The organism is Oleiphilus sp. HI0067 (assembly GCF_001635735.1).
In genome coordinates this window covers 1-812 of the sequence record NZ_LWFI01001300.1, presented here as the reverse complement: position 1 = coordinate 812, position 812 = coordinate 1, and the positions used below count along the sequence as shown (strand labels likewise).

1 protein-coding gene is annotated in these 812 nt (G+C 43.2%); it reads left to right on the top strand.

Annotation, left to right across the window (positions count from 1 at the left end):
* Positions 1-156 precede the first annotated feature (156 nt).
* Complete coding sequence (locus A3739_RS20115; RefSeq protein WP_068479646.1) at positions 157-789, top strand: type II secretion system protein N; 633 nt, start codon at positions 157-159, stop codon at positions 787-789.
* Positions 790-812: the final 23 nt, after the last annotated feature.

Sequence of the window (812 nt, the reverse complement as noted above, 5' to 3'; positions counted from 1 at the left end):
AACCTTGAAGCCTTAATCAACAACTTCAAAATTTAACGCACCACTCACTCTCTGGCGCACCTTTATGATAAGTTTATAAATCGTGCGTCAAACTATTTGTATGACGGCACCGTTTAATAACAATTACATTATGAATCGTCGCGGATTTTAGTAAACATGCTCGCTAAACAATTTCCATGGATCATCGCACTTTTATTACTAGCGGGTTCGGTCGCGGCAACTGCATACCAGTTATACCCATTTTATTTAGATGAAACCTCGAAGAAAGAGCAGCAGGCTTCAAACATTCCAAAACAAGCGATCACACCAGAGCGAACACCCAAAAGAAATATCGCAAAATTTGAGCTTTTTGGGGACTTTTCTGCGCCTGCAGCCCAAATAACAAAACAAGAAAATCTTCCAAAAACCCGTCTTCGTTTAACTTTAACAGGGGTGTCAGCAAGCAACGATCCTAAGCGAGCCAAAGCACTTGTCGAAGGGCCAGATCGCACAACTTTGAATTACGCAATTGGTGATCAACTTCCAGGCAATGCGACTTTGCATGCCGTATACAGAGACCGAATTGTGCTTGATCGCGCAGGTTCACTCGAAACGCTCGAATTTCCTAAGCTGAGCTCCAGCAACTTCGTTGCCAGTACAACTCCTGAGCCGGAACCAATACCCACAATCACAACTCCACCAGTAGACGTAACCAACATCAACACGATGAGAAACAACCTCTCTGCCGCTGACAAAAAAAGTATTAAAGACAAGCTATCCGCACTAAGGGCCAAACTAAAACAGCCATGATGGCATTTCGCTTTAATTCTTTA

What these genes read in the sequence shown, in the direction of transcription:
- A3739_RS20115 (WP_068479646.1), top strand. Translation starts at nt 157, where the DNA reads ATGCTCGCTAAACAATTTCCATGGATCATCGCACTTTTATTACTAGCG.